Source organism: Bordetella genomosp. 5, from assembly GCF_002261475.1.
Taxonomy (GTDB): Bacteria; Pseudomonadota; Gammaproteobacteria; order Burkholderiales; family Burkholderiaceae_B; genus Bordetella.
In genome coordinates, this window is sequence record NZ_NEVN01000003.1 from 1 (window position 1) to 26,188 (window position 26,188).

Genomic DNA, 26,188 nt, shown 5'->3' on the forward strand with positions numbered 1-26,188 from the left:
GCCGGCGAGCGCTGGCGCGCCGGGCGCCGACGCGCCGGGCGCCGGCGCGCCGATCGTGGTGCCGCCGGTGGCCGAGGCCGCGCCGGACGCTGCCGCCTCCGTTGCCGTGGCACCCGCGCCCGCCGCTGGCGCCGCGGCGTCCGCTACCGAGCGACCGCGCATTCCCGTGCGCAGCGGTCCGCCGCCCAAACCGGCGCCCGTCGAAGCCAGCTCGAAAGAGGCGGAGCCGACCCCGGCCGAGCGTGCCCGCGAGGTGGCGGCCCGCGCCGGCCGCGCCGACTTCGCCGAGCTCGAAGGTCTGGTGTCCGCCTGCACGGCCTGTGGTCTGTGCGAGGGCCGCAAGCACGCGGTGTTCGGCACCGGCGCTCAGCAGCAGGTGCGCTGGCTCGTGGTGGGCGAAGCCCCGGGCGAACAAGAGGATCGCCAGGGGCTGCCGTTCGTCGGCCGTTCGGGGCAGTTGCTCGATGCGATGCTGGCGTCGGTGGGCATGAGCCGTGAGCAGGACGTGTTCATCGCCAACGTGATCAAGTGCCGTCCGCCCGGCAACCGCAATCCCAAGCCCGAAGAAGTGGCCGCCTGCAGTCCGTACCTGATGCGCCAGATCGCGCTGCTCAAGCCGGAGCGCATCCTGGTGCTGGGCCGCTTCGCCGCGCAGACCCTGCTCGGGACGGAAGCCACCATCGGCAGCCTGCGGGGCCGGGTTCATACCCTCAAGACCGACGAAGGCGTCGAGATCCCGCTGGTGGTGAGTTATCACCCCGCCTATCTGCTGCGCAGTCCGGTCGAGAAGGCGCGCGCCTGGCAGGATCTGCAGCTCGCGGTCCAGCCCTGAGGCAGGGCGGGGGCGGGTCGATGGCCCCGGCCGCTCGCGCCTGACGGCCCGGCCGCCCTGGCCGCCTCGCCCGTTCGCGCCTGCCCCCCGAGCGCCCCGGCGTGACCGCGGGACTGGCCTCGTGTCCGTATCGCGATCGCACGGGCCTGAATGGCATTGGCGGCCCCGAGGGGCCGCCAATGCATTGATTCTGTTGAAGAAAGTGGTGGTTCGCCTGGCGCTCAGTGCCGCACGGAATCGAGCGCCTGGCCGTGGCCTTCCTGGCCGATCTGCTCCTGCAGCTCGGGGTCGCGGGCCAGGTTGCGGCGGCTCCAGCGCATGAAAACCAGCATCAGCACGGTCACCAGCAGGCCGAACACGACGATCACGGCATTGATGGGCATGTTGAGCCAGAGCATCAGCGTGTACATCGCGACCATCAGCAGGATGTTGAGCTGCTCGTTGAAGTTCTGCACGGCGATGGAGTGTCCGGCGGACAGCAGCACATGGCCGCGATGCTGGAGCAGGGCATTCATGGGCACCACGAAGAAGCCGGCCAGGCCGCCCGTGATGAGCAGCAGCAGATAGACGCTCCAGGGCGAATAGACCAGCGGCATCAGCAGCACCACCAGGCCCATGCCCGCGCCCACCGGCAGCACGCTCAGCGCGCGGCGCAGCGGAATACGGCCGGCGAGAATCGAACCGATCACGGTGCCCAGCGCGGCCACGCCCATCAGGATGGAGGCCTGGTCGAGGCGATAGCCCAGGTGGCTGCGGCCCCACTCGATCACGATCAGCTGCAGCGTGGCGCCGGCACCCCAGAAGAGGGTGGTGACGGCCAGGGAGATCTGGCCCAGCTTGTCACGCCACAGCACCCGGACGTAGCCGCCGAACGTGCGGATCAGCTTGATGGGGTTTTTCTGTTGCGGCGGATAGCGCACGTGCGTGTTCGGGATCATCAGATTGCACAGCGCGGCCAGCAGGTAGACCACCGCGATCACCAGGATGGCGGCTTCGGCCGGCGTGTGCACCAGCGTGCCGATCGTCGGATGCGACAGCAGCAGCTGCGACACCTTGGGCGAAATCAGCGCGCCACCCAGCACCGTGCCGATGATGATGGACAGCACGGTCAGGCCTTCGATCCAGCTGTTGCCCTTGACCAGCATATGGGGCGGCAGCATCTCGGTGACGATGCCATATTTGGCCGGCGAGTAAGCGGCCGCGCCGATGCCGACCAGGGCGTAGGCGCCGACGACGAGGTAGATCTGGTATTCGTGGGGCACGCCGATGCTGGCGTACGAGAACATCAGCAGACAGCCGGCGACCTTGAGCGCGTTGGTGACGAACATCACCCGGCCCTTGGGGTAGGAATCCGCGAAGGCGCCGACGAAGGCCGCCAGCACCACGTAGGCGAGCGCGAATGACCATTTCATCATCGGCGCCATCCAGTCGGGTCCACTCAGTTCCAGTATCAACGCGATTGCTGCAATGAACAATGCGTTGTCTGCCATCGACGAGAAGGCCTGAGCGGCCATGACCAGATAAAACCCGCGTTTCAAGAATATCCCCGCTGGTGCCGGTGCCGGCGTTGTATGGATTTGGGACTGATCGCCAAATTTGTCAGGGAGTATAGCGTCCGCTCACGCCCGGTGGAGACGCAATGGCGCTCTCGAGCGCCGTTGGTCATGCCGCCGACGCGGCTGGGGTATCATACGACCCATATCCAGACCGGCCTTTCGAGGCCGGTTTGCCAATTTGCGCGGCAGGTCCGTTCAACGCCTCTTCGTTCAACCTACCCGGTCCGTCACCGTACTGTGCGCCTTACCCAGCTCAAACTCGCCGGCTTCAAGTCCTTCGTCGATCCCACCGTCATCCCCGTGCCCAGCCAGTTGGTGGGGGTCGTGGGGCCGAACGGTTGCGGCAAGTCGAACATCATCGACGCCGTACGCTGGGTGCTGGGCGAGGCCAAGGCCTCCGAGCTGCGCGGCGAATCCATGCAGGACGTCATCTTCAACGGCTCGGGCAACCGCAAGCCGGCGGCCCGGGCGTCGGTCGAGATGGTGTTCGACAACAGCGAAGGCAGGGCGGCCGGGCAGTGGAGCACCTACGCCGAAATCGCCGTGCGCCGCGTCCTGACCCGCGACGGCACCAGCAGCTACTACGTCAACAACCAGCAGGTGCGCCGGCGCGACATCCACGACATCTTCCTGGGCACCGGCCTGGGCGCGCGTGGCTACGCCATCATCGGCCAGGGCATGATCAACCGCCTGATCGAGGCGCGTCCCGAAGAGCTGCGGGTGTTCCTCGAAGAGGCGGCCGGGGTGTCGCGCTATAAAGAGCGCCGCCGCGAGACCGAAAACCGCCTGTCCGACACGCGCGAAAACCTCACCCGCGTCGAAGACATCCTGCGCGAGCTGAACAGCCAGCTCGAGAAGCTCGAGGCCCAGGCCGAGGTGGCGCGCCAGTACCGCGAGCTGCAGGCCGACGGCGAGAAAAAGCAGTTTGCGCTGTGGTTCCTGAAAGAATCCGGCGCGCGCATCGAGCGCGACAAAAAAACCCAGGAGATGGCGCAGGCCCAGAACAATCTGGAAGCCGCCATCGCCGGTCTGCGTTCCGGTGAGGCAGCGCTCGAATCCCGGCGCCAGGCCCACTACGCCGCGAGCGACGCCGTGCATGCGGCCCAGGGCCAGCTCTACGAGGCCAACGCCCAGGTCAGCCGGCTGGAGGCCGAGATCCGCCACGTGGTGGACTCGCGCAACCGCCTGACCGCACGCCGCGAGCAGTTGCTGGCGCAGATCGACGAATGGAACGCGCAGCAGGAACACTGCACCGAACAGATCGCCCAGGCCGAGGACGACCTCGCCACCGGCGCCGCCCGCACCGAAGAGGCGCGCGCGGTGGCCGAAGAGGCGCAGGCCACGCTGCCCGCCATCGAGGCACGGGTGCGCGAGGCCGCCAGCGGCCGCGACGAGATGCGCGCCGCGCTGGCCCGCGTCGAACAAAACCTCGCGCTGGCCGCCCAGACCCAACGCGAGTCCGATCGCCAACTGCAGGTCCTGGAGCAGCGCCGCGAGCGCCTGCAGCAGGATCTGCGTGAACTGCACACGCCCGATCCGCAAAAGCTCGAAGAGCTGGCCGGCGCCCGCTATGCGGGCGAAGAGCAGCTCGAGACGGCTCAGGCCGAGCTCGCCGAGCTCGAAGGCCGTGTGCCCGAAGCCGACGCCGAGCGCAGCCGCGCCCAGTCGTCCGCTCAGCAGGACGCCCAGGCGCTCGCGCGCCTGGAAGCCCGGCTGGCGGCGCTGGTCAAGCTGCAGGAAGACGTCCAGAAGCAGGGCGCGCTCGAGCCCTGGCTCGCCAAGCACGAGCTCGCGGGCCTGGGCCGCCTGTGGCAGAAGCTGCACATCGAACCGGGCTGGGAGCCCGCGCTCGAGGCCGCGCTGCGCGAACGCATGGCGGCGCTCGAGGTTCGCAACCTCGACTGGGCGCGAGCCTTCGCCGACGACGCGCCGCCCGCGCGTCTGGCCTTCTACCAGACCCCGGCCGCGGGTCCGGCGCCGGCCGCGCCGGCGGGCCTGACCCCGCTGGCGAGCCTGCTGCGCATCACCGATCCCGATCTGCGCACGCTGCTCAACGACTGGCTGCGCGGCATCTATACCGCCACCGACGTGACCCAGGCGCTCAACGGACGCTCGACGCTGCCCGAGGGCAGCGCCTATGTGGTGCGCGCGGGCCATCTGATCGACGCGCACAGCGTGCGCTTCTATGCGCCCGATTCCGAGCAGGCGGGCCTGTTGGCACGCCAACAGGAAATCGAAAACCTGCAGCGCGAGATCAAGGCCCAGCAGCTCATCGCCGACCAGGCGCTGGGCAACGTGGCGCGGGCCGAGGCCGCCTGGCAGCAGGTGAGCCAGGCGCTCGCGCCGGCGCGCCAGCGCGTCGCCGAGGTCACCCGCCGCGTGCACGACATCCAGCTCGAGCATTCCCGCCTGCAGCAGCAGGCCGAGCAGTCCGGTGAGCGCGCCACGCGGCTGCGCCAGGACCTCGAAGAGCTGGCCGTCCAGGAAGAAGACCTGCGCGCCACCCGCGAAGACGCCGAGGCGCGTTTCGAAACGCTCGACGCCGAGCTGGCCGAACATCAATCCCGCTTCGCCGACGCCGAAATCGACGGCGAAGGCCTGGCGGCGCAGGCCGAGGCGGCCCGCACCCGCCTGCGCGAGCTCGAACGCGCGGCGCAAGAGGCCGAGTTCGCCGAGCGCGGCGTGCAGGTGCGCATCACCGATCTGCAGCGCAACCGCCAGCTCGCCGCCGATCAAAGCCAGCGCGCCACCGTCGAGCTGCAGCAGCTCGAAGGCGAGCTAGTCGACCTCGATGCGTCCGCGACCCAGGCCGGCCTCCAGGACGCGCTCGAAGCGCGCGCCGAGCGCGAGGAAGCCCTGACGCGCGCGCGCCAGGAGCTCGACAATCTGGCGGCGCTGCTGCGCGGCGCCGACGAAGACCGTCTGGCCCAAGAGCGCAACATCGAACCGCTGCGTGCCCGCATCACCGAGCTGCAGCTGCAGGAACAGGCCGCGCGCCTGGCCGAAGAGCAGTTCACCGAGCAACTGAACGCCCGCGAAGTCGATCGCGACACGCTGGCCCAGGAGCTCTCGACGCTGCCGGACGAATGGCGCCGCGCCAACTGGCTGCAGTCCGAGGTGGGCCGCATCTCGCGCCAGATCGACGCGCTCGGCTCGGTCAACCTGGCCGCGCTCGACGAGCTGAGCACCTCGCGCGAACGCAAGACCTTCCTCGATTCGCAGCAGGAAGACCTGCTCACCGCGATCGAGACGCTCGAAGACGCGATCCGCAAGATCGACCGCGAAACGCGCGAGCTGCTGCAGGAAACCTTCAATACCGTGAACGGCCACTTCGGCGAGCTGTTCCCGAAACTATTTGGCGGCGGCGAAGCCAAACTCACCATGACCGGCGACGAGATCCTCGACGCGGGCGTGCAGGTGATGGCTCAGCCGCCGGGCAAACGCAACAGCACGATTCATCTGCTGTCCGGTGGCGAAAAGGCGCTCACCGCGACCGCGCTGGTGTTCGCGCTGTTCAAGCTCAACCCGGCGCCGTTCTGCCTGCTCGACGAGGTGGACGCGCCGCTGGACGACGCCAATACCGAGCGTTATGCCAATCTGGTGCGCAACATGAGCGACCAGACGCAGTTCCTGTTCATCTCGCACAATAAGATCGCGATGCAGATGGCCAAGCAACTGGTGGGTGTGACGATGCAGGAGCAGGGCGTTTCGCGTATCGTTGCCGTAGACATCGATTCGGCCGTGCAGATGGCCGCCGAAGCCGCATAAACCGACTGAACGAAAGGCGCCCCAACCGGGCGTGGGATTGATACATGAGTGATTTGCAGATCGGGTTGATTGCCCTGGGCGTGCTGCTCATCCTGCTGGTGCTGGGATTCAACTGGTGGCAGGACCGCCGCGTGCGCCGCAAGATGCAGGTGCATTTTCCTTCGACCGAACAGGATCCGCTCCTGGGCGCGGGCGAAACGCCGCCGGCGCGCGCGCACGCCGCGCCCACGCCGGCGCAGCGCCGTGAGCCCGGCATGGGCGTCGGCGAAAGCGCGTCCGCGGCGCCGGGCGGCATGCCCGCCGGCGCGGTGGCGGCGGGCGCCGTGCACGCCAGTGCCGCGCAGGCGGCCGCCGAGCCGGAGCGCGACGACGCGGAAGAACCCGATCCCGCCTGCGAAGTGGTCATCGAGATCCACTTCGCCGAACCCGTGCGCGGCGCCGATCTGCTGCCGTACACCCAGTCCTTGCGCCAGATCGGTCGCAAACCGGTGCGTGTCTTCGCCGGCACGGATCGCGGCCGCCATCGTGCCCGCATCCACGGCGACGAATCCTACGCCTCGCTGCAGCTGGCCGTGCTGCTCGCCAATCGCAGCGGCCCGCTGACCGCCATCGAGTGGTCGCAGGCCTGGGCGCGCGCCCAGGATCTGGCCGAACGCTTCGAGGCGACCATCGAGGGCCCCGATCAGCAACAGGTGGTCGAACAGGCCGGGCGCCTCGACGCCGCCTGCGCCGCGCTGGATACCCAGGTCGGCCTGACGCTGTTGCTCGGCACGGCCCAGCCGGCCGCCGAAGTCATGAACGTCGCGCGTGAGCTGGGCTTTGCCTCGGATGGCCCGCGTCTGGCGTGGCTGACCGATACCGGTGCCGTGCGCTTCACCCTCTCGCGTACCGACGGCGCGCCGTTCGACGCCGGCATGGGCGGCATCGAACGCCTCACGCTGCTGCTCGACGTGCCGTGCAGCCCCGCCGATCCGCGCGCCTTCGGCCGCATGGTCGACGTGGGCCGTGATCTGGCCGCGCGTCTGCGCGCCGAGCTGGTCGACGATTCCGGCCGCGGGTTGATCGAAGGGGCCGACAAGGTCATCGACGAACGCCTGCAGGTGCTGTTCGCGCAGCTCGACGAGGCCGGCCTGCCGGCCGGCAGCGAGCGCTCGCAACGGGTCTTTGCGTAATGAGCAAGGCGTCGTCCCCCCCGCCCGCCGAGGCGGCGGCGCGCCTGCGCGCCGAGATCGAACAGCACAACGTCCGTTATTACGTCCACGACGAGCCCTCGATCACCGACGCCGAGTACGACGCGCTGATGCGCGAGCTGCAGGCGCTCGAAGACGAGCACCCCGAGCTCGTCACGCCGGATTCGCCCACGCAGCGGGTCGGCGCCGCGCCGCTGGCCGAGTTCGGCAGTGTGCGTCATGCCGTGCCCATGCTCTCGCTGGGCAACGCCTTCGCCGAAGACGACGTCACCGATTTCGACAAACGCGTGAGCGACACGCTGCGTGGCGCGGGCCTGCTGGGTCCCGCCGAAGCGCCGCGCTATTTCTGTGAGCTCAAGCTCGACGGCCTGGCCATCAGCCTGCGCTACGAAGACGGCGTGCTGGTGCAGGCCGCGACGCGAGGCGACGGCCAGACCGGCGAAGACGTCACCGCCAACATCCGCACGATCAAGGCCATTCCGCTCAAGCTGAAGGGCGACGTGCCGCGCGTGCTCGAGGTGCGGGGCGAGGTCTTGATGAATCGCGCCGAGTTCGAAAAGCTCAACACCCGGCAGGCGGCGCGCGGCGAGAAGGTCTTCGTGAATCCGCGCAACGCCGCGGCCGGCAGTCTGCGTCAGCTCGATCCGCGCATCACCGCACAGCGGCCGCTGCGCTTCTTCGCCTATAGCTGGGGCGAGGTCCAGGGCCTGGCCCGTACCACCAGCGATCGGTTCGACGAGCCGGTGCCGGGGGCGGCGCGCGAGGTGTCGACGCTGCCGCACGATACCCACGGCGAGATGCTGGACTGGCTGGCGAGCCTGGGGCTGCCGGTCAACGTCAGGTACAACCACAAGGCCGAGGGCGCCGCGGGCCTGATGGCGTTCTACGAACGCATCGGCGCGCTGCGCGCCGATCTGCCCTACGACATCGACGGGGTGGTGTACAAGGTCGATTCGCTGCCGGCCCAGCGCGTGCTCGGCTTCGTCTCGCGCGCGCCACGCTGGGCACTGGCGCACAAGTTTCCGGCCGAAGAGGCCACCACCGAGTTGCTCGACATCGAGGTGCAGGTGGGACGCACGGGCGCCATCACGCCGGTCGCCCGGCTCAAGCCCGTGTTCGTCGGCGGTGTCACGGTCACCAACGCCACGCTGCACAACGAAGACGAGATTCGCCGCAAGGACGTGCGCATCGGCGATACGGTCGTCGTGCGGCGTGCCGGTGATGTGATTCCCGAAGTGGTCGGTCCTGTCCTCGAAAAGCGTCCCGAAGGCGCGGCACATTTCGTGATGCCCAAAGCCTGTCCCGTCTGCGGCTCGGCCATCGAGAAGCTCGAGGACGAGGCCATCGCGCGTTGCACAGGCGGGCTGTTCTGCGGCGCGCAGCGCAAGCAGACCCTGCTGCACGCCGCGGGGCGCAAGGCGCTCGACATCGAAGGGCTGGGCGAGAAGGTCGTCGATCAGCTCGTGGACAACGGCTGGGTCAAGTCGCTTGCCGACCTGTACGGCCTGAATGCCATCAAGCTCGCGACCCTGGACCGCATGGGCCAGAAGTCCGCCGAAAATCTGGTGGCGGCCATCCAGGCCGCGCGCAAGCCGGCGCTCGGCCGCCTGCTGTTCGCGCTGGGCATCCGGCACGTGGGCGAGACCACGGCGCGCGATATCGCGCGGCATTTCGGCGATATCCAACGCATCATGGATGCCGACGAAGAGGCCTTGCTGGCCGTGCCGGACGTCGGCCCGGTCGTGGCGGGTTCGATCCATCGTTTCTTTGCCGAGCCGCACAATCGCGAGATCATCGCGGCGCTGGCCGAGAAGGGCGTGCATCCCGAGGCGGAGGCGGCCGCCGAAGGCACCGAGCTCGCGGGCAAGACCTTCGTCCTGACCGGCACCATGCCGACCTGGACGCGCGAGGAGGCCACGCGTCACATCCAGGCGGCGGGTGGCAAGGTGAGCGGTTCGGTGTCCAAGAAAACGGCCTATGTCGTGGCCGGCGACGACGCGGGCAGCAAGCTCACCAAGGCCCAGGAACTGGGCGTGGCGATCCTCGATGAAGACGGCTTGAAGGCGCTGCTGGGGATGGCCTGATGCATCCGTGATCGGCGGGCCGGGGTGGCTCCGCCGCTCTCACTGCCGCTGAGACATCGGCACCCGAACATGCCGTCCGCACAAACAAAAACGCCCGCGATCCGAAGATCGCGGGCGTTTTTGCGTGAGGGCGAGGGGCTTACTGCACCTTGGCCTTTTCACGCAGTTCTTTCTGGTAGTTGGCCAGGGTTTGCTGGCGCAGCATCTCTTCGATCTGCGGGCGCACCTGATCCATCGGCGGGAACTCGACCGGGCGGGTATCTTCGACCTGGATGACGTGCCAGCCGAACTGGGTTTGCACCGGCTTGTCGACCAGTTGGCCCTTCTTCAGCTTGGTGACCGCTTCGGCGAAGGGGGCGACGTAGTTGGTGGGAGGTGCCCAACCCAGATCGCCGCCGCGCTCGGCGCTGCCGGGATCCTTGGAGTTTTTCTTGGCCAGATCTTCGAACTTGCCCTTCTTGCTCTTCAGCTGAGCCAGCAGGTCGTTGGCGGTCTTTTCGTCTTCGACCAGGATGTGGCGAACCTTGTATTCGTTCTTGCCGGCCTGCTCTTTCTTGACGTTGTCGTACTCGGCCTTGACCTGGGCATCCGTGACCGGGTGCTTTGCCAGGTAGTCGGCCATCAGGGCGCGAACCAGGATGCCCTGACGAGCGAGTTCGATCTCGGTCTTGACGTCGGACTTCTTGGCGATGCCTTGCTGTTCGGCGGCCTGGACGAATACCTGGCGGTTGATCATCTCTTGCTTGACCTGCTCGCGCAGCTGGGGCGAGTCGGTGGCACCCTGGCTCACCAGCAGCTTGACGAATTCGTCGAGGTTTTCCTGCGGGATGGCCTTGCCGTTGACCGTGGCCACGTTTTGGGCAAAAGCGGGCACGGCGATGACGCAGGCCGCGGCCAGCATGACGATGCGTTTCATGTATTTCCTTTGGGGTTTACTTGGAAGAGGGTGCCTGGGCATCGAGTGCCAGCGCATGTATGGGAAAGGGCATGAGATCTTGCAGACGATCATACACCAGCCGATGGCGCGCCACGGGGCGCAAACCGGTGAACTGGTCGGACACGATGACGACGCGATAATGGGCCGCGCCGCCCTTCGCGCCGGCATGACCGGCGTGCAGGTGCGACTCGTCTTCGATGTCCAGCCGCAACGGCGCCAGCGGCGCGAGGCGGGCCCGGATGATCTCGAGTCGGTCGAGCGGATCCAGCGGATCGAGCGGGGTCTGGGAGGTATCGGAGGTCATGGAATCAGCGCGGCTTGTCGTTGTCGATGGCCGGCGTCTGGCCGGCGGTTTCGGCGGGCTCGACCAGGTGCCGGCCGAGCCAGAACGATTGGCCCACGACGAACAGCAAGGTCATGATGAGCAGGCCGAACGCCTTGAAGCTCACCCACTGCTCTTCGGTGAACGCGCCCGAGAAGGCGACGTACAGGTTGAGCGCGCCGGCGACCGCGAAGAACGCCGCCCACATCAGATTGAGCTTGTCCCAGACGTGCGCGGACTTGAGCGTGATCTGCTTGCCCATGAACTTCTCGAGCAGGTTGCGCTTGAGCACGTAACGCGAAAAGAGCAGGGCGCCGCCGAACAGCCAGTACAGGACCGTGGGCTTCCATTTGATGAACGTGTCGCTGTGCAGATAGATGGTCAGGCCGCCGAAGACCGCGATCACGATCAGGCTCACCCAGTTCATCGCGTCGATCGGCTTGCCGCGGATCTTCAGCCACGCGATCTGCAGCACCGAGGCCGCGATCGCGACCTTGGTGGCGAAATAGATGTCGGCATACCGGTACGCAATGAAGAACAGCAGCAGCGGAAACAGGTCGAACAAAAACTTCTTCATTCGTCGCCCTGCGGTTCGAATTTGAGCGAGACCGAGTTGATGCAGTAGCGCAGGCCGGTGGGTTCGGGGCCGTCGGGGAACACATGGCCGAGGTGCGAGTCGCAGATGTTGCACAGCACTTCGGTGCGCACCATGCCGTGCGTCGTGTCGGTTTCTTCGCGCACGCGGGCGGGGTCGATCGGCTCGAAGTAGCTGGGCCAGCCACAGCCGGCGTCGAACTTCGTGTCGGAGGCGAACAGCGGCGTGCCACAGCCGACACAGCGATAGATGCCGGGGGTGAAGGTGTCCCAGTAGCGGCCGGTGAAGGCGCGTTCGGTGCCTTTTTCGCGGGCCACCGCGAATTCCATCGGCGTGAGCTGGACGCGCCATTCGGCGTCGGTTTTGCGGACTTTATCCATAGCTTCTTAGAGTGTCCCCTGTCGATTTGGTTCGATCCGCCGGGGCGCGCCCGTTCGGATTCCGCGAGGGCCTCATCTTAATCGAGATTGAGCGGGCGTCTGAGCACTAGCCCTGGTGCTAACCGGGGTTTCCCCTTAGAGACGTCTTCTGGCGTTACGGTAAGAATTCGCCATTATCGAATGCATTTGCTTGACGGCTGCATCAAAGTGTTAGGGTAGATACTGGGTGAGAGGAGCGCCGTCAATTTGATACTCTTTTAACCCTATAATTCTTTTTTCTGTATAACTTTAAACAGGCTCGCACTCCATCCCCGGAGTTCACACAAGAGCCAACACAGGAGACAAAAATCATGCGCAAGCAATTCGGCTTGTCCGCGGTCGCGGCCGCTCTCGCCCTGGGTCTGTCGTTCGGCGCCCAGGCGCAGGTCAAGGTCGGCGTGACGGTTTCGTCCACCGGCCCGGCTGCCTCGCTCGGTATCCCCGAGCGCAACACCGTGGCGCTGCTGCCCAAGGATGTCGCCGGCCAGAAGATCGACTGGATCGTGCTCGACGACGCCACCGACACCACGCAAGCCGTCAAGAATTCGCGCAAGCTCGTTTCCGATGACAAGGTCGATGTGCTGATCGGCACCTCGGTCACCCCCGGTTCGCTCGCCATGGTCGACGTGGCCGCCGAAGCCAAGGTGCCGATGATCAGCGTGGCCGCCAGCGCCAAGATCGTCGAGCCCGTCGACGAAAAGCGCCGCTGGGTCTTCAAGACGCCGCAAAACGACGCGCTGATGGCCGGCGCGCTGGCCGACGCCATGGTCAAGGCCAACATCAAGACCCTGGGCTTCATCGGCTTTGCCGACGCCTACGGCGATGGCTGGCTCGCGGTGATGCAAGCCGCCGCCGAGAAGGCCGGCATCAAGGTCACCGCCGTCGAGAAGTACGGCCGCACCGACACCAGCGTGACCGGTCAGGTCCTGAAGCTGGTGGGCGCAAAGCCCGACGCCATCCTGATCGCGGGCGCCGGCACGCCGTCGGCCCTGCCGCAGAAGGAACTGCGCGCCCGCAACTACCCGGGCCAGATCTACCAGACGCACGGCGCCGCCAACAACGACGTGCTGCGCGTGTGCGGCAAGGATTGCGACGGCATGCTGCTGCCAGCCGGTCCGCTGCTGGTCGCCGCGCAACTGCCCGACAGCAACCCGGTCAAGAAGTCGGCACTCGCCTACGTCGAAACCTACGAAAAGGCGCACGGCGCCGGCTCGACCAACACGTTCGGTGGCCACATGTGGGATGCCGGCCAACTGGTCGTGGCTGCGCTGCCGGTCGCGCTCAAGTCGGGCGCCAAGCCCGGCACGCCCGAGTTCCGCGCCGCCATGCGTGACGCCCTCGAAGGCGTGAAGGACCTCGCCGTGTCGCAGGGCGTGTTCAACATGAGCCCCACCGACCACGCCGGTTTCGATCAGCGCTCGCGCGTGATCGTGAAGGTCGAGGGCGGCAAGTGGGTGTACCAGCCCGGTCTCTGATCGTCAGGCATTGCGGGACGCGCGGTGCCGTAGCGACGCTTTGATGGCGTAGTATCGCGCTTCCCTGTAGCACCTCGCGCCGGCCTCTCGGGGCCGGTGCGTCGTATTGCCGTGTCCTGGACGGGGTCGGGACACCAAGAACCATAAGGTAGTTGTTCGATGGATTCCACAATTGCGCTGATTCTGCTGCAAGACGGCATCGTCAACGGCGCCATCTATGCCTTGCTGGGCATGGCCTTGGTGCTGGTTTTCGCCGTTACGCGCGTCATCTTCATTCCACAAGGCGAGTTCGTTGCATTCGGCGCGCTGACGCTCGCGATGCTGGTCGACGGCCGCGTGCCGGGCACGGTCTATCTGCTGCCGCTGCTGGGCCTCGTGGTGTTGCTGCTGGAGCTGGTGCGCGGACTGCGCACGGGCATCTGGTCCGGGCTGCCCAAGGTGCTCGCCACCTGTGTCGCGCTGCCGCTCGTGCTGTTGTGGATCACGACTTCGTATGCCGGTCAGGGCACGTCGCTGTGGCTCAACATGCTGCTGACGCTGCTGCTGGTCATCCCGATGGGGCCGATGGTGTATCGCATCGTCTATCAGCCGCTGGCCGAGGCCACCGTGCTGGTGCTGCTCATCGTGTCGGTCGCCGTGCACTTCGCCCTCATGGGCCTCGCGCTGGTGTTCTTCGGCGCCGAAGGCTGGCGCACGCCGGCCTTCGTGGGCGGTCAGATCGATCTGGGCTTTGCCACGTGGTCGGGCCAGAGCCTGTTCGTGGTCGGGACCTGCGCGCTGCTGATCGTGGCGCTGTGGCTGTTCTTCGGCAAGACGCTGTATGGCCGGGCGCTGCGCGCCACCGCCGTCAATCGCCGCGGCGCTCGCCTGGTGGGCATCAGCACCACCATGTCGGGCAGCCTGACCTTCACGCTCGCGGTCGCCATCGGCGCGATGTCGGGCATGTTGATCGCGCCCATCACCACTGTGTACTACGACACGGGCTTCCTGATCGGTCTGAAGGGCTTCGTGGGCGCCATCATCGGCGGTCTCGCGAGCTACCCGGTCGCCGCCGCGGGTGCGCTGCTGGTGGGTGTGCTCGAAGCCTTCTCGTCGTTCTGGGCCAGTGCCTACAAAGAAGTGATCGTGTTCACGCTGATCATTCCCGTGCTCGTGTGGCGTTCGTTCTCCCACCGTCATGTGGACGATGAGGAGTGAGCATCATGAATATGAATCGAATTCTGCCTCTCGTCTTTATCGTCGTGCTCGCGGCGCTGCCCCTGGTGGGCGCGACTCCCGAGTTCTGGATCACCCAGCTCAATTACATCGGTCTGGCCAGCCTCGTGGCGCTCGGTCTGGTGCTGCTCACCGGCGTGGGCGGACTCACCTCGTTCGGGCAGGCCGCCTTCGTGGGCCTGGGCGCCTACACCACGGCCTATCTCACCACGCAATACGGCGCGTCGCCCTGGCTCGCGCTGGTGGTGGGCCTGCTCATCACCGCGGGCGTGGCGTTCTTCCTCGGGCTCATCACGCTGCGTCTCTCGGGGCACTATCTGCCGCTGGGCACGATCGCGTGGGGCCTGTCGCTGTATTACCTGTTCGGCAATCTGGATTTCCTCGGCAAGCATGACGGCATCGCCGGCATCGAGCCGATCAGCGTGTTCGGATTCTCGCTGGCCAGCGGACGCCATATCTATTTCCTGATCTGGATTTTCGTGCTGCTGGCCTTGTGGGCCACGCACAACCTGCTGGATTCGCGGCCCGGCCGTGCGATCCGCGCGCTCAAGAGCGGCGCCGGCATGGCCGAGTCGATGGGCGTGAACACGGGTAGCTACAAGATCATCATCTTCGTGTGGGCGGCGATCCTGGCCTGCGTGTCGGGCTGGCTCTACGCGCACATGCAGCGCGCGGTCAGCCCCAGCCCGTTCGGCCTGAACTACGGTATCGAATACCTGTTCATGGCGGTGGTGGGCGGCGCGAGCCACGTCTGGGGCGCCTTGCTCGGTTCGGCCGTGATCCTGGGTCTCAAGGATCAGCTGCAGAACCTGCTCCCGCTCGTGATCGACACCAACACCAACGTCGAACTCGTTGTGTTCGGCGTGCTGATGATCCTGATGCTGCAATACGCTAGCAACGGACTCTGGCCCATCCTGGCCGGCTGGTGGTCGCGCCTGACCGGTACCGCCGGCTCGCGCCGCAGCCTGGCGCCGCCGCCCGAGGCCCCGGCGCTGCCGCAGCGCACGCGTCCTGCGGCGGGTGAGCTGGTGCTCGAGGTCGACGCGATTCGCAAGGAGTTCGGCGGTCTGGTCGCGGTGAACGACATCACGTTCAAGGTCCGCGCAGGCGAGATCATGGGTCTCATCGGCCCCAACGGCGCCGGCAAGAGCACGACCTTCAACCTCATCAGCGGTGTGCTGCCCGTGACGCGCGGCCAGGTCCGCTTCCTGGGCGAACGCACCGACGGCCGCTCCGCGCGGGCCATCGCGCAGATGGGCGTGGGCCGCACCTTCCAGCACGTGCAGCTGCTGCCGACCATGTCGGTACTCGAAAACGTGGCGCTGGGCGCGCACATGCGCTCCGACGTGGGCGTGCTGTCCGGCGCGCTGCACAGCGACCGTGCCCGCGAGGCCCAGCTGCTGCACGAGGCCGCGCGCCAGCTGCAGCGCGTGGGACTGGGCGATTATCTCTACGAACAGGCCGGCAATCTGGCGCTGGGCCAGCAACGCATCCTGGAGATCGCGCGCGCGCTGGCCTGCGATCCGGTGCTGCTGTTGCTCGACGAGCCGGCGGCGGGGCTGCGCTACAAAGAAAAGCAGGAACTGGCACAGGTGCTGGAGCAATTGCGCGCCGAAGGGCTGAGCATCCTGCTGGTGGAACACGATATGGATTTTGTGATGCGTTTGACCAATCACCTGGTCGTGATGGATTTCGGCACCAAGCTGGCCGAAGGCGTGCCGGCCGAAGTGCAGCAGAACCCGGCCGTGCTCGAGGCCTATCTGGGCGGCATCGACGACGATCTGCCCGAGGCCGATCAGGGCAAGCCCGTGGCCGCCGGAGGTGTGCAATGAGCCAGGCGCCCGTTCTCGAAGTCCGCGATCTGTCGGCCCGCTACGGCAAGGTGGGGGCGCTCACCGGCGCCGCACTGACCGTGCCGGCCGGCAGCATCGTGACGGTCATCGGCGCCAATGGCGCCGGCAAGTCCACCATGCTCAATGCGGTGATGGGTTCGCTGCCCCAGACGGGCCATGCCGCCGGTCAGGTGCAATATGCGGGCAACGACGTCTCCGGCTGGCAGGTCGAGCGTCGCGTGGCCGCGGGCATGTCGCTCGTGCCCGAACGGCGCGAGCTGTTCGGCAGCATGTCGGTCGAAGACAACCTGCTGCTCGGTGGCTTTCGCCGCTACCGCGCACGCGAAAGCGGCTGGCGCACCACGCTCGACGAAGTGTTCGATCTGTTTCCGCGGCTGCGCGAGCGGCGCGCGCAACAGGCCGGCACCTTGTCCGGCGGCGAGCGCCAGATGCTGGCCGTGGGCCGCGCGCTCATGGCCAAGCCCACGTTGCTGATGCTGGACGAGCCCAGCCTCGGTCTGGCCCCGCGCATCGTGCGCGAGATCTTCCACATCATCGCGCGCCTGCGCGAGACCGGCGTGGCCATCCTGCTGGTCGAACAGAATGCGCGCGCGGCCTTGCAGGTAGCCGATTATGGCTACGTGCTCGAGACCGGCGAGATCATTCTGCACGGACCGGCGCGCGAGCTGGCCGGCAATCCGCGCGTGATCGAGAGCTATCTCGGCCTGGGCAAGCACCAGGAAGGCTGAGGCGGGCCGCGGCGCGCTCGAGGCTGGCAAGAAAAAAGGCGAGGATTCGTATCCTCGCCTTTTTTTATGCCTGCTGCGTCACGATGGGGCCGCCCATCGCCGGATCGGAGGTCGAGGGGGCGCCCGTCTCCATGCGCCCGGCGAAGCGCCGGCCCCATTCGGGGCGGTCGACGGCGCTGATGCGCAGGTCGTACCAATGGCCCTGCGCCTTCAGATCGATGGTGATGTCCAGGCGGCTCTGGCCGGCCACCAGCTCGTTGCGCGGCGCCTGCGCGCCATAAACGCTGTCGTCGATCAGGAAGGTATTCGGCACCGTGCCGGGATTGTGCAGCGTGAGCGAGAGCGTGCCCGCCTGCGGTTGATAGCGCAGGCTGACCTCGGGCTGGGCGGGATCCGCGCGGCCACGAAACTGGCGGTGATATCCGTTGGGGCCCAGCAGCCAGAGATCGTAGAGGCCGGCGTCGTCGTTCGTGAGCCATTGGTCGCGAAGCCGCTTGCCGGCCTCGACGGTGTAGCGGCGCGGCACGCGGTCGAGATGCAGACGGTCGTAGACGTGGAATACGGCGCCGGCCGTACCCCGGTTCACGAACGACAGCTCCAGCGTGTCGGCCAGGGCCTGGCCGTGCGTCTCGAGCACGTAGGGCAGCGCGCGCGACGGACGCGTTCCGGCCGGCTGCTCGGCGGGAACGACGTCGAGCGGGCGCAGCGGCAGCGTCGTGCCGGGCAGGCCGGCGGCGCGCGCCGCCTGCAACGTGGTCTCGGGCAGGGTGTCGACCGTGGGGATCGGCGCCTGCGCAAAGTCGAAGGCCGAGGTGAGATCGCCGCACACGGCGCGGCGCCAGGGCGAGATGTTGGACTCGACCACGCCGAAGCGCTGCTCGAGAAAGCGCAGGATCGAGGTGTGATCGAACACCTGCGAGTTGACCCAGCCGCCGCGCGTCCAGGGCGAGATGATGTACATGGGCACGCGCTGGCCCAGACCGTATGCGCCTTGCAGGTATTGCGGCAGGTCGTCGCTCTCGTCGTGGCGCAGCACGCGGTGGTACTCGTCATGCGTGTCGACGGTGGAGCCGCCTGCCAGCACGGCGTTCGCGCCTTCGCCTTCGTACGAGGGCGGCGCCGGCGGGGGCATGTGGTCGAAGAAGCCGTCGTTCTCGTCGAACATCAGCAGCAGGACCGTCTTGCTCCACACGGCGGGATTGGCCGTGAGCGCCTGCAGCACGCGGGCGGTGTAGTCGGCCCCCTGGGCCGGGCTGGACGGACTCGGGTGCTCGGAGCCCGCCTTGGTCGCGCAGATCCACGACACCTGGGGCAGGCGATCCTTTTCCACGTCTTCGCGCAGCCGGGCCAGGCTGTAGGTGGTGAGCGCGTCGCGCGCGAGCTCGGCACGGGCGCCGGCCTCGCCGCGGTGGGCGGCGCGGTACTGGCGGAAGCCGGCCAGGGGATTGAGGGAGTAGTTGTCCTTCATGTCCTGGTAGATGCGCCAGCTCACGCCCGCCGCGCTCAGGCGCTCCGGGTAGGTCGTCCAGGTATAGCCGCCCGCCGGATCGCCGCCCTTGAGCTTGTTATAGGCATTGCCGACCGCGGGGCCATTGCTGCGGCCGTGCGGGTCGTTGGTGCCGGTCCAGGCGAACAGGCGGTTGGTGTTGGTGCCGCCGGTAAACGAGCAGTGATAGGCGTCGCAGATCGTGAAGGCGCGCGCCAGGGCGTATTGGAACGGGATGTCCTGTTCCGTGAAGTACGCCATCGAATGCTCGCGCTTGGCCACGGGCCAGCGGTTCAGCCGGCCCTTGTCCCACGCGTCCTGCGCGTTCGACCAGGTGTGCGGCGTGCCCGCCACGCGCATCAGCTCGAACATGGACTGCGTGTCCAGCGGGAAGGGCGGGACGACGCGCGGGTTCTCCGGATCGATGTCGTTGAGCTGGTGCCACACCGTGGCGCCGCTCAGCCCCGCCTGGTCCTGCACCGGAATCGGAAAGCGATCGCCGAAGCCACGTACGCCTGAGAGCGCGCCGAAGTAATGATCGAACGAGCGATTCTCCTGCATGAAGATCACGACGTGCTCGACGTCGCGCAGCGTGCCGGTGCGGCGATCCGGGGCGATGGCGAGCGCGTCGCGGATGACCGCGGGGAGAAGCGCGAAGGCGCCGCCGGTCAGGGCGGCACCTCGCAGGAAGTCACGGCGAGTGCTCATGGTGTCGGCAGGCGGGAGGGGGCGGCGCGGGTAGGGAAGGGGGGCGGGACGCAGCGAGAGCGGTTCACTGCGCCCCGAAGGGCGTGGCTGGGCGGATCGCTCAGCGCTTGCCGGTCTGTTCGGCGTATTCCATGTACAGGCGGTGCGCGCGCTGCGCGAACGGGCCATACGGCAGGGCTCGGTCTTCGACGCGGTTCACGTGCACCACCTTGCCGTAGTTGCCGGTGGAGAACACTTCGTCGGCCTGCTCGACGTCGGCGCGCGTGATCGAGCGCTCCTCGACCTCGACGCCATCGGCGCGCAGCAGACCCAGCACGCGCTTGCGCGTGATGCCGTTCAGGAAGGTGCCGTTATCGATCGGCGTGACGACCTTGCCGTCTTTGGCGAGCCAGAAGTTGCTGGACGCGAACTCGGCCACATGGCCGGCGCCGTCGAGCATGATGGCGTTGTCGAAGCCCTTGGCGGCGGCTTCGGTGATGGCGCGCTGGCCATTCGGATACAGGCACGAGGCCTTGGCGTCGGTGGGCGCCATGTTGGGCCAGGACCGCACATAGCTCGAGAAACACGCCGAGAAGCCTTGCGTGCCGGGCATCGGCACCTTGAAGACGTGCAGCACGAACTGCGTCTTGTCGGCGTCGGGCAGGAGGAAGCCGTCGGCGCAATAGAACATGGGCTTGATGTACAGCTCGGAGCCCGCCGGGAAGCGCGAGACGGCCTCCAGGCACAGGGCCTGGATCTCGTCGGCCGAGAGTTGCGGCTTCATCAGCATTTTTTCGGCCGAGCGCACGACGCGCTGGCAGTGCAGGTCGAGGTCGGGCGTCAGGCCGCGAAACGCGCGCGCGCCGTCGAAAACCATGCTGGCCATCCAGAACGCGTGATCGGCGGGGCCGAGCAGCTTGGGGTTCTCGGTGGTCCACTGGCCATCGTGCCAGAAGAGGGCATCCATGTGACTTCCTTTGTTTGATCGCCAGGGCGCGCGGCGGCGCGGTGGCAGATGAGGCGCGCCAGGGCGCCGTAATCATCGGGGGCGCGCTGCCGCGCCGGGATAGGGGTCCCCGGTCCGTCGAGCCGGCTTTCCGGAGGAAGGCGCGGCGCGGGCCGGGAACGGGTTCATTGCTTGTCGAGGGCCGCCTGTACGCGCGTGGCGACGTCGGCCGGCACCCAGCCGCGCCAGACCGTGCCGTACTGCCGCAGGAAATACTGCGCCGCCTCTTCGGGCTCCTTGCCTTCGTTTTCGAGCCAGCCCAGGGTCGCGTCGATGGCCTCGTCGGGCACGCTCAGCTTGGTGAAGAACGCGGCCAGTTGCGGCGCCTGTTTGGCGAAGTCGGCATTCAGCCCGGTCACCACCGGGTTGGGCTTGAATTCGGTGGCGACCGGGTTGGCGCATTTCGGGTCGGTCATGCAGGTGTAGGCCTGCTGATCGAAGGCCGGCAGCTCCAGCTTGACCAGATCGAGCGCGCCGACCAGCGCGGTCGGGGTCCAGTAGTAGAAGACGATGTCACGCTTGCGCTTGTAGGCCGACACGATGGCCGCCTTCTGCGCGGCACCCGAGCCGGGCGCGAACATCGTGTAGTCCTTCTCGAGCTTGAGCGCGCGCAGCAGGTTGTCGTTCAGCGTGCCGCAGGCCCAGCCGGCGGGGCAGCCATAGATGCGGCCGCGGTTGGGCTCTTCGGGGTCGGCGAAGACCTCCTTGAAGCGCGCCAGGTCCGCCGCCTGCTTGAGTTCGGGGTGACGCTCCACGGTGTAGCGCGGCACGTACCAGCCTTCACCGGCGTCGTACACATGGCCCACGCCGATCACGCGGCCGCTGTCGGTCGCCTTCTTCCAGGCGCTTTCGATCTGGCCGGGCCAGACCTCGGGGGTGACATCCACGTCGCCCCGCTGCAGCGCGGCCAGCATGGGCAGCGTTTCGCCGATCTCGACCGAGGTCTTGCAGCCATAGCCGTGTTCGACCACGAAGCGCTCGATGCCGGCCAGGACCAGATTCGACTCCCAGTTCAGACCGCTGAAGCGGACCGGGCGGTCGATCTCGCAGGTGGGGGCCGCTTGCGCCGCCGGAGCGGCCAGGGCGTAGGCCAATGCCAGGGCACCGAGGACGGGGACGTACAGTTTTTTGCGCACAGTCGTTACCTGCCGAATGGGATGTCGTCATTGTAAGACGGCGCGGGGCTGTTACGAATCCGCTGCCGTCAAATTTGGCGGCGGATCGGGCCGGTTTCATGCAAACGGGGCAGCCTGTGGCTGCCCCGCGGGGTGTTGCATGTCATGCCGATCGGCGCGGCCCTGGCCGCGGGCCGGCTCAGGCGCGCGCGGCGCGGCGGCGTTCGATAAGCGCGCCGATCTCGCCGACGATGCCGCGGCGGAACGCCAGCACGCACACGACGAAGATCAGGCCGATCACGATCGTGACCGATTCGCCCAGGCGCTGGAACCATTCGACGCCGGTCACGCTGCTCAGGAACTGGCCGAAGTCGCCGACCTTGTTTTCGAGCAGCACCACGATGAAGGCGCCGAGGATCGGGCCGGTGAGCGTGCCCAGGCCGCCGATCAGCGTCATGAGAATTACCAGGCCGGACATCTGCCAGGTGGCGTCGGACAGCGTGGCCGACACGAACACCAGCGTCTTGGTCGCGCCCGCCAGACCGGCGATGCCCGCCGACAACACGAAGGCGAGCAGCTTGAAGCGATCGACGTCATAGCCCAGCGACACCGCGCGCGGTTCGTTTTCGCGGATCGCCTGCAGCACCTGGCCGAACGGCGAGTGCACCGTGCGCCAGATGATGAAGAAGCCGATCACGAAGATCGCCATCACGAGGTAGTAGAGGTTCAGGTCCTTGGACAGATCGATGAAGCCCAGCAGGGTGCCGCGCGGCACGCCTTGCAGGCCGTCTTCGCCGCCCGTGAATCGCGCCTGCAGAAAGAAGAAGTACACCATCTGCGCCAGCGCCAGCGTGATCATCGCGAAGTAGATGCCGCTGCGGCGGATCGCGATGGCGCCCATCAGCAGGCCGAGCGCGCCCGCCACCACCATGCCGAACAGCAGGCCCAGCTCGGTCGGCCAGCCCCATACCTTGAGCGCGTGGCCGGCGGCGTAGGCCGCGCTGCCCAGGAAGGCAGCGTGACCGAACGACAGCAGGCCGGTGTAGCCCAGCAGCAGGTTGAAGGCGCATGCGAACAAGGCGTAGCACATGACCTTCATGGCGAAGATCGGATAGACGCCGGCAAACGGCAGAGCGGCGACCACGACGGCCAATACGACATAGCCCAGCAGTTGACGATTCATTTTTCTTTTCCGAACAGCCCGGCCGGACGCAGCAGGAGCACGATGGCCATGATGATGAACACGACGGTGTTGGAGGCCTCGGGCCAGAACACCTTGGTGAGGCCCTCGATCACGCCCAGGCCCAGCCCGGTGACGATGGCGCCCATGATCGAGCCCATGCCGCCGATCACGACCACGGCGAACACCACGATGATGAGGTTGGACCCCATCAGCGGCGAGATCTGCAACACCGGCGCGGCGAGCACGCCGGCAAAGCCGGCCAGCGCGACACCGAAACCGTAGGTCAGCGTGATCATGCGCGGCACGTTCACGCCGAACGCTTCGACCAGACGCGGGTTCTCGGTGCCTGCGCGCAGCAGCGCGCCCAGCCGTGTGCGCTCGATCACATACCAGGTGGCCAGACAGACCACGATACTGGCCGCCACCACCCAGCCCCGGTAATTGGGCAGGATCATGAAGCCGAGATTGGTGGCGCCGCGCAGGGCCTCGGGCGTGGGATAGGGCTGGCCCGACACGCCGAAGAAGCTGCGGAACACGCCTTCCATGAGCAGCGTGAGACCGAAGGTGAGCAGCAGACCGTAGAGGTGGTCGAGCTTGTACAGGTGGCGCAGCAGCAGCCGTTCGATCACGATGCCGAACAGGCCGACCAGCAGGGGCGCCAGGATCAGCATGACCCAGTAGTTCAGCCCGAGGTAGTTCAACCCCATCCAGGCGAGGAACGCGCCCAGCATGTACAACGCGCCGTGCGCGAAATTGATGACGTTGAGCAGGCCGAAAATCACCGCCAGCCCCAGGGACAGCATGGCGTAGAACGAACCGTTGACGAGACCGAGCAGCAGTTGCCCTAGCAATGCCTGTATCGGGATGCCGAAGATATCAGTCATCTTGAAGAAGTCCTGCGGAACACGGAAGCAGACGTGGCGGACGGCGCGTCCGGATCCGGACGCGCCGCGACGGACTTGCGGGTATTACTTCTTGACCAGCTTGCAGGTGGACTCGGAGAGCTTGGTGTAGACCTCGTCGCCGGGCAGGGTTGCCACGACCTTGTAGTAGTCCCACGGGCCCTTCGACTCGGCCGGCGTCTTGACCTGCATCAGGTACATGTCGTGCACCATGCGGCCGTCTTCGCGCACGTAGCCACCCTGAGCGAAGAAGTCGTTGATCTTGTTCGACTTCATCCACTTCATCATGGCGTCGCCGTCATCGGTGCCGGTGGCCTTCACGCCACTCAGATAGAACGCCACCGAGGAGTAGTCGCCGGCCTGCAGCATGGAGGGCTTGCGGCCGACCTTGGCTTCGAACTTCTTGGACCAGGCGCGCGAAGCGTCGGATTGATCCCAGTACCAGCCATCGGTGAGATACATGCCCTTCGTGGCTTCGAGGCCGAGCGAGTGGATGTCGTTGATGAAGACCAGCAGGCCAGCCATTTTCATGCTGCTGGTGACGCCGAATTCGTTGGCGGCCTTGATCGAGTTGATGGTGTCGCCGCCCGCGTTGGCCAGGCCGAGGATCTGCGCCTTGGAGGCCTGAGCCTGCAGCAGGAACGAGGAGAAGTCGGCCGCGCCCAGCGGTGCGCGGACCTGGCCCTTCACTTCGCCACCCGAGGTCTTGACGACGTTGGCCGTATCGCGCTCCAGCGCATGGCCGAAGGCGTAGTCGGCGGTCAGGAAGAACCAGCTCTTGCCACCGTCTTTCACCACGGCGGAGCCGGTGCCGCGCGCGAGCGCGACGGTGTCGTAGGCATAGTGCACGGTATAGGGCGAGCACTGCGCGTTGGTCAGGTCGGAGGCGCCGGCGCCGATCGCGATGAAGGGCTTTTTCTTTTCGGCGGCCACGGCGGCCATCGCGAGGCTGGTGGCGGAGTTGGTGCCGCCGATCAGCACGTCGATCTTTTGCTGGTCGAACCATTCGCGCGCGCGTGCGGAGGCGACGTCGGCCTTGTTCTGGTGATCGGCCGAAACCAGCTCGATCTTCTTGCCGTTGATATTGCCGCCCGCGTCTTCGATGGCCATGCGGATCGCTTCGACGCCGGCCTTGCCGTCGATGTCGGAGTAGACCCCGGACATGTCGGTGATGAAGCCGATGCGGACGACGTCGTCCGAGATGCCTTGCGCGTGGGCGGGTAGCCCGGCAAATCCCAGGCCGGCCACGGCCAGTGCAGCAGTGATGTGGTGCAACTTCATGGGATGACTCCTCTTCCTGTGTGGAATGCCGGCGGCGCCGGCGGGTGACAGGCTTTTTTTAGACGCCCAGCAATTCGTTGAGCGTGTCCTGCTTCTGTGCGAGCTCGGCGGCGCCGAAGGTTTCGACGATCTGTCCGTGCTCCATCACGTAGAACCGGTCGGCCAGCGGCGCGGCGAAGCGGAAGTTCTGTTCGACCATCACGATGGTGTAGCCGCGCGCCTTGAGGGCCGTGATCATGCGGCCCAGCGCCTGCACGATCACCGGCGCGAGGCCTTCGGAGATCTCGTCGAGCAGCAGCAGATTGGCGCCGGTACGCAGGATGCGCGCCACCGCCAGCATCTGCTGCTCGCCGCCCGAGAGCCGGGTGCCGGGCGAATTGCGGCGCTCGTGCAGATTGGGAAACATGTCGTAGATCTCGGCCAGCGACATGCCGCCGCCGAGCGCGCCGCCGACCGGGGGCGGCAGCAGCAGGTTTTCTTCGCACGACAGGCTGGCGAAGATGCCGCGTTCTTCGGGGCAGTAGCCCACGCCGAGATGCGCGATGCGGAAGGTGGGCAGCTCGATGGCTTCGGTGCCGTGAATACGCACCGACCCCTTGCGGCTGCCCGTGAGGCCGAGGATGGCGCGCAGGGTCGTGGTACGACCCGCGCCGTTGCGACCGAGCAGGGTCACGACTTCGCCTTGCGCCACCTGCATGTTGACGCCATGCAGGATGTGCGATTCCCCGTACCAGGCCTGCAGGCCCGAGATTTCAAGCGCGGGGGTGCTCATGCATGTGCTCCTTGGAGTTCGCCGTCGGTCGTGCCCATGTAGGCCTCCATCACCGCGGGATGGCGCGAGACCTCCGCGTAGGGGCCTTCGGCCAGGACCGCGCCGCGCGCCAGCACCGTGATGGTGTCGGCGATCGACGAGACGACATTCATGTTGTGCTCGACCATGAGGATGGTGCGGCCGCTGCTCACGCGCTTGATGAGCTGCGTGACCCGGTCGACGTCTTCGTGGCCCATGCCCTGCGTGGGCTCGTCGAGCAGCATCAGCTCGGGCTCCATCGCCAGCGTGGTCGCGATCTCAAGCGCGCGCTTGCGGCCGTAGGGCAGGTTGACCGTGAGCTCGTTGGCAAAGCCGCCCAGATCGACTTGCTCGAGCAGATCGAGCGCGGGCCGGTTGAGTCGTTCCAGGCCCTTCTCGCTACGCCAGAAGTGAAACGACATGCCGGTCTTGCGCTGCAATCCGATGCGCACGTTCTCGAGCACGGTCAGGTGCGGGAAGACGGCGGAAATCTGGAACGAACGGATCACGCCGCGGCGCGCGATCTGTGCGGGCCGTTCGCGAGTGATGTCTTTGCCGTTGAAAGTGATCGTGCCCGAGCTGGGCGCGAGGAACTTGGTCAGCAGGTTGAAGCACGTGGTCTTGCCGGCACCATTGGGGCCGATCAATGCATGAATGCTGCCACGCTTGACGCGCAGATTGACCCCATTGACGGCCACAAAGCCGCGGAACTCCTTGGTCAACCCTTTTGTCTCCAGGATCGTATCGTCCATGACGCTGCACCC

21 protein-coding genes are annotated in these 26,188 nt (G+C 66.9%); 8 read left to right on the forward strand and 13 right to left on the reverse strand.

Translation table 11 applies throughout. From position 1 onward, the window contains the following. The first annotated feature begins 106 nt into the window (after positions 1-106). Positions 107-832 (forward strand): uracil-DNA glycosylase, encoded by a 726-nt coding sequence (locus CEK29_RS05875; RefSeq protein ID WP_094798890.1) that lies wholly within the window; start codon positions 107-109, stop codon positions 830-832. A 221-nt stretch (positions 833-1,053) separates the two neighbouring features. Here CEK29_RS05875 and lplT read toward each other — a convergent pair whose 3' ends face one another. Then, positions 1,054-2,370 carry a lysophospholipid transporter LplT gene (lplT, locus tag CEK29_RS05880; RefSeq protein ID WP_094798763.1) on the reverse strand — a complete coding sequence of 439 codons (1,317 nt, stop codon included), beginning with the start codon at positions 2,368-2,370 and terminating at the stop codon, positions 1,054-1,056. Between the two features lie 255 nt (positions 2,371-2,625). On the opposite strand from lplT, the gene smc reads away from it, so the two are divergent. The 3 genes from smc to ligA are packed head-to-tail and all read left to right on the forward strand — an operon-like array spanning position 2,626 to position 9,430. Further along, positions 2,626-6,156, forward strand: coding sequence for a chromosome segregation protein SMC (gene smc, locus CEK29_RS05885; RefSeq protein WP_094798764.1), 3,531 nt, complete (start codon positions 2,626-2,628; stop codon positions 6,154-6,156). Between the two features lie 44 nt (positions 6,157-6,200). Further along, positions 6,201-7,328: a cell division protein ZipA C-terminal FtsZ-binding domain-containing protein gene (locus CEK29_RS05890; RefSeq protein ID WP_094857596.1), complete on the forward strand. Its 1,128-nt coding sequence runs from the start codon at positions 6,201-6,203 to the stop codon at positions 7,326-7,328. Continuing rightward, positions 7,328-9,430, forward strand: a complete 2,103-nt coding sequence (gene ligA / locus CEK29_RS05895) for an NAD-dependent DNA ligase LigA (RefSeq protein WP_094857597.1) — start codon at positions 7,328-7,330, stop codon at positions 9,428-9,430. Before CEK29_RS05890 ends, ligA begins: the two co-directional genes overlap by 1 nt. 139 nt (positions 9,431-9,569) lie before the next feature. On the opposite strand, the gene CEK29_RS05900 is transcribed toward ligA, so the two are convergent. From CEK29_RS05900 to msrB, 4 genes are read right to left on the reverse strand one after another with little or no spacing between them, the layout of a single operon-like run. Beyond that, positions 9,570-10,346, reverse strand: a complete 777-nt coding sequence (locus CEK29_RS05900; RefSeq protein WP_094798767.1) for a peptidylprolyl isomerase — start codon at positions 10,344-10,346, stop codon at positions 9,570-9,572. A 16-nt stretch (positions 10,347-10,362) separates the two neighbouring features. Beyond that, positions 10,363-10,671, reverse strand: a complete 309-nt coding sequence (locus tag CEK29_RS05905; RefSeq protein ID WP_094798768.1) for a BolA family protein — start codon at positions 10,669-10,671, stop codon at positions 10,363-10,365. Positions 10,672-10,675: 4 nt separating this feature from the next. Continuing rightward, positions 10,676-11,266: a septation protein A gene (locus tag CEK29_RS05910; protein ID WP_094798769.1), complete on the reverse strand. Its 591-nt coding sequence runs from the start codon at positions 11,264-11,266 to the stop codon at positions 10,676-10,678. Beyond that, the gene (msrB, locus tag CEK29_RS05915; RefSeq protein WP_094798770.1) at positions 11,263-11,664 is read right to left on the reverse strand and encodes a peptide-methionine (R)-S-oxide reductase MsrB; all 402 of its coding nucleotides are present in this window, start codon (positions 11,662-11,664) and stop codon (positions 11,263-11,265) included. Before msrB ends, CEK29_RS05910 begins: the two co-directional genes overlap by 4 nt. Positions 11,665-12,014: 350 nt before the next feature. On the opposite strand from msrB, the gene CEK29_RS05920 reads away from it, so the two are divergent. The 4 genes from CEK29_RS05920 to CEK29_RS05935 all read left to right on the forward strand — a co-directional run bounded on the left by CEK29_RS05920 (position 12,015) and on the right by CEK29_RS05935 (position 16,974). Next, positions 12,015-13,178, forward strand: coding sequence for an ABC transporter substrate-binding protein (locus CEK29_RS05920; protein ID WP_094857598.1), 1,164 nt, complete (start codon positions 12,015-12,017; stop codon positions 13,176-13,178). 159 nt (positions 13,179-13,337) lie between these two features. Beyond that, complete coding sequence (locus CEK29_RS05925) at positions 13,338-14,375, forward strand: branched-chain amino acid ABC transporter permease (protein ID WP_094798772.1); 1,038 nt, start codon at positions 13,338-13,340, stop codon at positions 14,373-14,375. 11 nt (positions 14,376-14,386) lie between these two features. Continuing rightward, positions 14,387-16,225, forward strand: a complete 1,839-nt coding sequence (locus tag CEK29_RS05930; RefSeq protein ID WP_094798891.1) for a branched-chain amino acid ABC transporter ATP-binding protein/permease — start codon at positions 14,387-14,389, stop codon at positions 16,223-16,225. Continuing rightward, positions 16,222-16,974: an ABC transporter ATP-binding protein gene (locus CEK29_RS05935; RefSeq protein ID WP_094798773.1), complete on the forward strand. Its 753-nt coding sequence runs from the start codon at positions 16,222-16,224 to the stop codon at positions 16,972-16,974. The genes CEK29_RS05930 and CEK29_RS05935 overlap by 4 nt, the downstream gene beginning before the upstream one ends. Before the next feature lie 64 nt (positions 16,975-17,038). On the opposite strand, the gene CEK29_RS05940 is transcribed toward CEK29_RS05935, so the two are convergent. From CEK29_RS05940 to CEK29_RS05975, 8 genes are all read right to left on the reverse strand, one after another. Next, positions 17,039-19,168: a phosphocholine-specific phospholipase C gene (locus CEK29_RS05940; RefSeq protein WP_094857599.1), complete on the reverse strand. Its 2,130-nt coding sequence runs from the start codon at positions 19,166-19,168 to the stop codon at positions 17,039-17,041. A 100-nt stretch (positions 19,169-19,268) separates the two neighbouring features. Continuing rightward, complete coding sequence (locus CEK29_RS05945) at positions 19,269-20,114, reverse strand: branched-chain amino acid aminotransferase (RefSeq protein ID WP_094798775.1); 846 nt, start codon at positions 20,112-20,114, stop codon at positions 19,269-19,271. A gap of 164 nt (positions 20,115-20,278) precedes the next feature. Beyond that, positions 20,279-21,289 carry an ABC transporter substrate-binding protein gene (locus CEK29_RS05950; RefSeq protein WP_255176083.1) on the reverse strand — a complete coding sequence of 337 codons (1,011 nt, stop codon included), beginning with the start codon at positions 21,287-21,289 and terminating at the stop codon, positions 20,279-20,281. 178 nt (positions 21,290-21,467) lie between these two features. Further along, entirely contained in the window at positions 21,468-22,451 is a 984-nt protein-coding gene (locus CEK29_RS05955; protein ID WP_094798776.1) for a branched-chain amino acid ABC transporter permease, read from the reverse strand. Then, positions 22,448-23,335 (reverse strand): branched-chain amino acid ABC transporter permease, encoded by an 888-nt coding sequence (locus tag CEK29_RS05960; protein ID WP_094798777.1) that lies wholly within the window; start codon positions 23,333-23,335, stop codon positions 22,448-22,450. Before CEK29_RS05960 ends, CEK29_RS05955 begins: the two co-directional genes overlap by 4 nt. A gap of 84 nt (positions 23,336-23,419) precedes the next feature. Continuing rightward, positions 23,420-24,634: an ABC transporter substrate-binding protein gene (locus tag CEK29_RS05965; protein WP_094798778.1), complete on the reverse strand. Its 1,215-nt coding sequence runs from the start codon at positions 24,632-24,634 to the stop codon at positions 23,420-23,422. Between the two features lie 58 nt (positions 24,635-24,692). Then, positions 24,693-25,406 carry an ABC transporter ATP-binding protein gene (locus CEK29_RS05970; protein ID WP_094798779.1) on the reverse strand — a complete coding sequence of 238 codons (714 nt, stop codon included), beginning with the start codon at positions 25,404-25,406 and terminating at the stop codon, positions 24,693-24,695. Next, complete coding sequence (locus CEK29_RS05975; RefSeq protein WP_094798780.1) at positions 25,403-26,176, reverse strand: ABC transporter ATP-binding protein; 774 nt, start codon at positions 26,174-26,176, stop codon at positions 25,403-25,405. Before CEK29_RS05975 ends, CEK29_RS05970 begins: the two co-directional genes overlap by 4 nt. Positions 26,177-26,188 lie beyond the last annotated feature (12 nt).